This window comes from Streptomyces sp. NPDC088354, from assembly GCF_044753585.1.
GTDB lineage: Bacteria > Actinomycetota > Actinomycetes > Streptomycetales > Streptomycetaceae > Actinacidiphila.
The window spans coordinates 37,444-43,946 of sequence record NZ_JBIVNJ010000032.1 but is presented as its reverse complement, the minus strand read 5'-3'; the positions used below and the strand labels follow the sequence as shown (position 1 = coordinate 43,946).

Sequence of the window (6,503 nt, the reverse complement as noted above, 5' to 3'; positions counted from 1 at the left end):
GCCGGCTCGGGCCCGCCGGCCTCCCGGTCGCGGGGGGGGGCGCGGCTGGGGTGGCGGCGGGGGGGGCGCCCCCCCCGGCGCCCCCCCCCCCCCCCGCCCGCCCGCCGGCCCCCCGCCGGCGCCCGTCCGCGGACGGATCTCTCAGTAGCGGTCGAGGATCAGGTCCGTCTTGAGGATGTCGCCGTGGTAGAGCCAGCCGTTCCGGTCGGCGGCCGCGATGGCGTCGGTGTGCAGCCGGGAGGCGTCGGCGTAGGTGTCGGCCTTGAACGACAGCTCGATCACGTACTCGGTGCCGGTCCCGGCGGCGTTCTTGACGGGCAGCACCTCGATGCTCGCGTCGTCGGACGCCTCCCAGGCGCCCGACCACACCTGGGCGGTCACCGGGCCGTGGGCGCGGGAGGCGGAGAGGGTGTCGCCGCCCCAGTTGTCGCGGGACCAGTCGTCGAGCTTGCCGGGGATCTCGTCGACCAGCCACCCGCGTCCGGTGGCGCTCGACGGCATGGCGGTGCCGGAGTAGCCGCTCGCACTGTGGGACTTCTCGTTGGTGAAGCTGAGGGTCTGCTTGGCGTAGCCCCAGTCCACCTCGGCGTCGTAGTTGGTGTCGCTGCTGTCGAAGCCCTGCGCGTTCGCCTGGTTCAGGGCGGCGGTGATGTCGCCGTTGGCCACCGCGTAGCGCTTCTTGTAGCTCTCCTCGAACGAGGACCCGGACTTGTGGCGGAGCCGGACGCTCCAGCCCTGGGCGTCGAGGGCCCGCGCGTCGGTGTCGAAGTACTCGTACGAACGCGCCTTGGCGGAGCCGGAGATGCCGAAGGCCGCCTTCACGGCCGCCGTCGGGCTGTGCGAGGCGTCGAGCGCGGCAGTGGTGAGGTTGATCTTCACTTCGTACGTCGGTACGGCGTTGGACGCGGCGAACGCCGGTGTCGCGGGGGCGAGGACGGCGAAGGACGCGGTGAGGGACGCGGCGAGGGCGATCACGGACGCGATGGGCGTGCGACGGCCCAGTGAAGTGATGGACATGCCAATAACTTCCGGCCGGCGGATGATCAACACGTATGCGCCGTCCGTGATCCACATGAAGCGCAGGCGTCGATACGGTCGCGGCGGGCCCGGCGGCCGGTCGGGCGCTCACGACGGGACGGCGGTCACCCGGTCCCAGAACCAGTAGAGGCTGACGATCACGATGGGCGCGGTCATGGCGGGCAGCACCCAGCGGTGCGCGGGGGTCCTGCGGAGCAGCACCAGCAGCGGGAACACGACCACGATGATGCCCAACTGCACGGCTTCGATACCGACGTTGAAGCTCAGCAGCGACAGCAGCAGTTCCCACGACCAGCTCTCGTCGATGCCGAGCGCCCCCGCGAAGCCCAGGCCGTGGACCAGGCCGAAGAGGAAGACGACCGGCAGCCGCCAGCGCCCGGTGCCCTCCCGGTCGCGCAGGAGGATGCCGGCGCAGGCCATGACGGCGATGGAGGCCGCGATGACCGGTTCGACCACGGCCGCGGGCACGCTGACCACGCCCATGGCCGCCAGCAGGAAGGTGACGCTGTGGGCGGCGGTGAAGGCGGTCGCCGCGAGGAGCACGTCGCGCAGGCCGCGGGCGCCGATGAGCAGCGAGAGCAGGAAGAGGACGTGGTCCAGGCCGAACAGCAGGTGTTCCGTGCCGAGCAGGAAGAACTCGGTGATCTGGTGGCGGGACCGGTGGGGTCCGCCGGTCTTCAGGGTGGGCGAGGCGGCCGTCAGCACCTGGGAGCCGCGCTGCCCGTCGATGTCGTAGTGGACGATCGTCTCCGTGCTGTGCACGAAGCTCTCGGCGTCCGGGAACAGGGCGCTGGAGATCGTCCGGGCGCCGTCCGCGCCGGCAGGGCAGTCGTAGGCGAGGGTGAGGACGGCGAACGGGCGGGTGCCGCGGGTGTGGACGGCGGCGTCCCCGGCCGGGCGGGGGGTGCAGGCGGTGCCGTCGTGGGCGAGCGCGAAGCGCCCGGTGACGTACTCGTTCACGGCCTTGGCGTTGATCTTCAGCTGGCGCAGCTGCTCGGCGCGGTCCTTGGCGCCATAGGCCTCGGCATAGAGCCAGGCCGACTTCATGAGCAGGTCGTACTCGAGGTCGAGTTCCGCCTGGACGCGGGTTCCGGTGCCGGTCACGTCGACGTACGCCGTCGTGGTCGCGTCGTGCGCGGCGGCCGGGGAAGCGCTGGCCAGGCCGGCGGCGAGCACGGTCAGGAGCGCCGCGAGGAAGGTGAGCAGTGCGGCGGGCGGGCGCGGGGCGGCGGAACGCATGCGGATCTCGGTTCTCGTGGTCGAGCGGGATGGACGGCGGTGCGCCCGCCGCCCCGGACCGGTGGTGTCCGGGACGGCGGGCGCGGGTAGGGGCGACAGGCGACCCGTCACGCGGTCAGGAGGTCAGGAGGTCAGACGGTCACCTGCGGACGGCGGACGAGGCGAACCAGGGGTACGCGGACTCCTCGGGTCCCCAGGAACCCGCCCGGCCCCGCGCGTCCTTGGTCACGAGGACACTCGGCTCGGAGGAGGTGACCCCGCCGCCGGTGGAACGCGCCGTCACGAGCCACGCGTGGGTCGTGTCCGGCTCCAGGTCCCGCCAGGTCACCGAGGCGACCCGGCCGGAGGCGACCGTGGTCTCGCCGATGACGCTCACGGGCGTGTAGAGCGCCAGCGAGTCGGTCCTGAAGGTCGTCTTGCGGCTGCTGAGGTCGATCGGCAGCACCATGTTGTCCTCGGTGCCGTCGTACCGGTGGTCGGTGTCGTACTCGGTGGCTCCGAACTCGTCGAGCAGCGGCGAGTAGGTGTCGACGGTCAGCTGGGAGCGCTTGACGTCGAACTGGAGCATCCGGAAGAAGCTCGCACCGAACTGCAGCTGGTCGTCGGGCTTGTAGCCGCCGATCTCGGTGAGCCCGAGCCGGTCCGCGGACACCGTGTAGAACTGGTAGTCCGCCAGCAGCTCGACGACGTCGTGCGCGACCTTGCCGACCCGGGGCTTGAGGTTGGTGCCGACGCCGTGCTCGTGACCGGCGAGGATCAGGAACACGTTCGGGTTGTCCTGGACCACGGTCTTGTACAGCATCGATCCGTCGGGCGCGGAGAACGGGGCGCCGCGTCCGTTCGGGTTGCCGCTCGGCGCGAGGTAGTCGTGCGAGAGCAGGATGCCGTTGCGGTCGGGGAAGCGCTTGAAGACCGAGTCGGCCCATTCGGCCTCCTCGCGCGTCACTCCGTAGGACAGGCCGACCACGACGAAGTCGAGGCCGCCGGCGGAGAACAGGTCGTAGTGGTTCTGGTTGTCGCCCGCGCGCCACGGGCCGCCGTACTCGGCGTGCTCCCAGCCCTTGGACAGGGCCTGGTAGCGGTCGGGGCCGTAGTACTTGTTGTAGATCGCGTCCGGGCCGTTCTCGGTGCCCGACTGGTTGTCGTGGTTGCCCGCGATGACGCCGTTGGGCACGCCGGCGTCGTCCAGGATCCTCTGCTGCTTCGAGGACACCTCCAGCTCGCCGGTGACCTGGCGCCGGGTGGCCTCGTCGGCGGGCTTGCGGATGTTGTTCTCGATGAGGTCGCCGGTGTGGGCGACGTAGGCGATCTTGCGTTTGTCCTTGTTGTCGACGATCCAGCGGGAGACGTCGCCGTACGCCTTCTCCCACACCGCCCGCTCCTCGGGCGTCTCCTGCTCCACCGCGCCCTCGGAGAGGTACTGCGTGTCGGTGTAGTGGACGATCGAGAAGTCGTACGCGTCGGGGTCGGCGAACGTGTTCGGGTCTCCGGCGTCGATGTCGTCGGCGAACGGGTCCTCGCCGGTCACCATGGCGTGGACCTTGGTGCCGTCGACGTAGCGGCGGTCGACCGTGGCGGTCAGGACGGTGTCGCCCTTGACGGCGCCGCGGGCGCTGGTCAGGACGTCCCACTTGTCCGTCGCGGAGTTCCACACGCGCAGCGCGGCGAGCCGCTCGGGGTCGATGGTCCCCTCCCAGCGCAGCACCGGCGCGTCGACGAGGTTCTTCACCTTGACGTCGAACCGCTGGTAGCTGACGGCGTCCGCGGCCGGCGCGTCGATCGTGCGGCCGTCGGCGGGCTCGATGCCGGTGGCCTTCAGCTTCTGCTCGCCCTCGACCTTGAGGGTGGTGGGCACGGTCGCTGCGGTGCCCTGGTAGACGTGGTCGGGCGTGACGATCTCGGTCTCGGAGAACGTCGCGTTCACCTCGCCGCCGTCGGGCTCGCCGACCTTGGCCGAGAGCTGGACGCTGCTGCCCGCGTCGGTCGTGCCGGACACCGGGGAGAGTTCGGTCGGGACGTCGGGGATGCCGGCGGAGGTGAACCTCACCTCGCGGCTCGCGCTGTTGCCGAGGCCGTCGGTGGCGGACACCGCCAGCGTGTGCTCACCCGCGGACAGGCCGGGGCCCACGAGGGCGCCCACCTGGACCGGCTTGCCGTCCAGCGTGACGACCGGGCCGGTCACGACGGCGGACAGGTCCTCCATGCGGACGTCGAGCACGACCGAGGCGGTCAGCTTCTGCCCGGCGGCGGGGACGCTGGAGGCGACCTTGGGCGCGGAGTTGTCGGTGGCCAGGACGCGGGTCGCGGCCTTGCCGGTCTTCGACGTCGCGGCCAGGGTGTGCCTGCCGTCGGCGATCCGCGCGGTGTCGAGGTCGGCGCGCAGGCCCTGGGCGGGGCCGTCGACGAAGAACTCGAGGTCGATCTCGGTCAGCGGGTTGACGTTGTCGCCGCAGTTGCCGTCACCGAGGCTGTACGAGCCCTTGAGCATGCGGCCGGCGGCGGTGCCGATCGCCGGGGTGAGGGTGATGTCGGAGATCGCGAAGTCGTCGTGGTTGTCGCCGCAGGAGGTCGGGAAGGTGCCGGTGACGAAGTCGACCGTGTTCCAGCCCGGGACCAGCCACTCGTTGGGCAGCGCCAGGTCGACGCGCTGGCTGACGAAGTCGCCGTCGAGGACGTGCTTCTGACCGTTCACCAGGACGTGGTTCTGGTAGCGGGCCTCGATGGAGTTGGTGCCCACGGTGAAGCCGAGGACGGCGTTGCCGGAGCCGAGAGTCGGCGTGGCGTGCACGGCCGGGGCGTCGATCGTCCAGTGCAGCTCGGCCTCGCGCAGGCGGGTGGTGGTGTTGCCGCAGCTGCCGTCGCCCATGGCGTAGGAGTCGGCGATGCCGTGGCCGGTGACGGTGCCGCCGTCGAGGGCGAGCGCGAGCCGCGAGATGTCGAAGTCGTCGCGGTTGTTGCCGCAGGTCTCCTTGTACGGGCTGGTGACGACCGTGATCGTGTTGTCACCGGGCACCAGGAAGCGCGCCGGGACCGCGATGTCGACCCGCTGGCTCACCCAGGTGCCGCCGAGGTCGATGCGCTTGCCGTTGACGAGCAGGTAGTTGTCGTACTTGTCGTCGATCGAGTTCGACCCGACGTCGAAGGAGAAGGTGGCCGCGCCGTTGCCGAGGTTCGCGTCGGTGGCGGGCTCCTTGCCGTCCACGGTCAGCGTGGTGGTGTCGCCCTCGGTGCCCGCGGGGAAGTTCGCGAACACCGGCTGGCGGCCCTTGACCAGCGTGCCGTCCTCGGGCAGCAGCTTGGGGGCGCCCGCGGGGGCGTTGTTGACCGTCACCGTGGTCTTGACGGACTCGCCGGAGACCGTGCGCGCGCCGAGGACGTGCTCGCCGTTGGACAGCTTGGTGGTGTCCAGGTCGGCGCGCATGCCGGTGGTGCCCTGCGGGTCGCCCAGGACGAAGAAGCTCAGCGCGGCCTTCGTCAGCAGCGTGGTGTTGCTGCCGCAACTGCCGTCGCCGAAGGAGTAGGTGTACTCGTTCTCCTCGCCGTCCGCGACCTCGCCGAGCAGGTCGAGGCCGATGTCGGAGAGCACGAAGTCGTCGTAGTTGGTGCCGCAGGAGCTGTCGACCGTGCCGGCGAAGAACTCGATCGTGTTCTCGCCCTTGCGCAGGTGCTGGTTCGGGATCTCGAGGGTGCCGCGCTCGTTGACGAGGTCGCCGATGTCGATCCGGTAGTCGCCGTTGACCAGCACGTAGTTGTGGTAGCGGGCCTCCGTCGAGTTCGTCCCGACGTCGAAGCTGAGCCGGGACACTCCGATCGTCGGCTCGGCGTCGATCGCCTTGCCGTCGACGGTGATCCGCCGGATGGAGTCGCCTGCGGCGGTCGGCGTGGCGACGACCTCCTCGGTGCCCTCCAGGTACGCGCCGTCGCCGGGCGTGAGGGTCGGCAGGCTCGTGGCGCCGGCCGGCGTGCTCCGCTGCGACGGCCCGGCCTCGGCGGCGTACGCCGCGGTCAGGTTCCCGCTCACGAGCAGCAGGGAGGCCAGCGCCGCACCGAGCAGCCGCCGCCCGCCCGATCCCTCGTCTGGCCGTCTGCGCCACTGTGTTGGCCGCTTCACGTACTGCCCCTCCCGATCGGTACAAGGTCAAGGGCACGTCGGGAAAGGACCACGACATGCCCATGGTGGATCCTGGGTGGCGTAAATGAACGCAGTTAAAGCAGAGGTAAACGAC

3 protein-coding genes are annotated in these 6,503 nt (G+C 70.7%); all 3 read right to left on the bottom strand.

Going from position 1 to position 6,503, the window contains the following annotated elements; genetic code table 11:
- Positions 1-141: 141 nt before the first annotated feature.
- The gene (locus ACIP98_RS32320; protein WP_401979295.1) at positions 142-1,017 is read right to left on the bottom strand and encodes a hypothetical protein; all 876 of its coding nucleotides are present in this window, start codon (positions 1,015-1,017) and stop codon (positions 142-144) included.
- A 108-nt stretch (positions 1,018-1,125) separates the two neighbouring features.
- Positions 1,126-2,277 (bottom strand): HupE/UreJ family protein, encoded by a 1,152-nt coding sequence (locus ACIP98_RS32315; RefSeq protein WP_401979293.1) that lies wholly within the window; start codon positions 2,275-2,277, stop codon positions 1,126-1,128.
- Between the two features lie 139 nt (positions 2,278-2,416).
- Complete coding sequence (locus tag ACIP98_RS32310; protein ID WP_401979291.1) at positions 2,417-6,388, bottom strand: metallophosphoesterase; 3,972 nt, start codon at positions 6,386-6,388, stop codon at positions 2,417-2,419.
- Positions 6,389-6,503 lie beyond the last annotated feature (115 nt).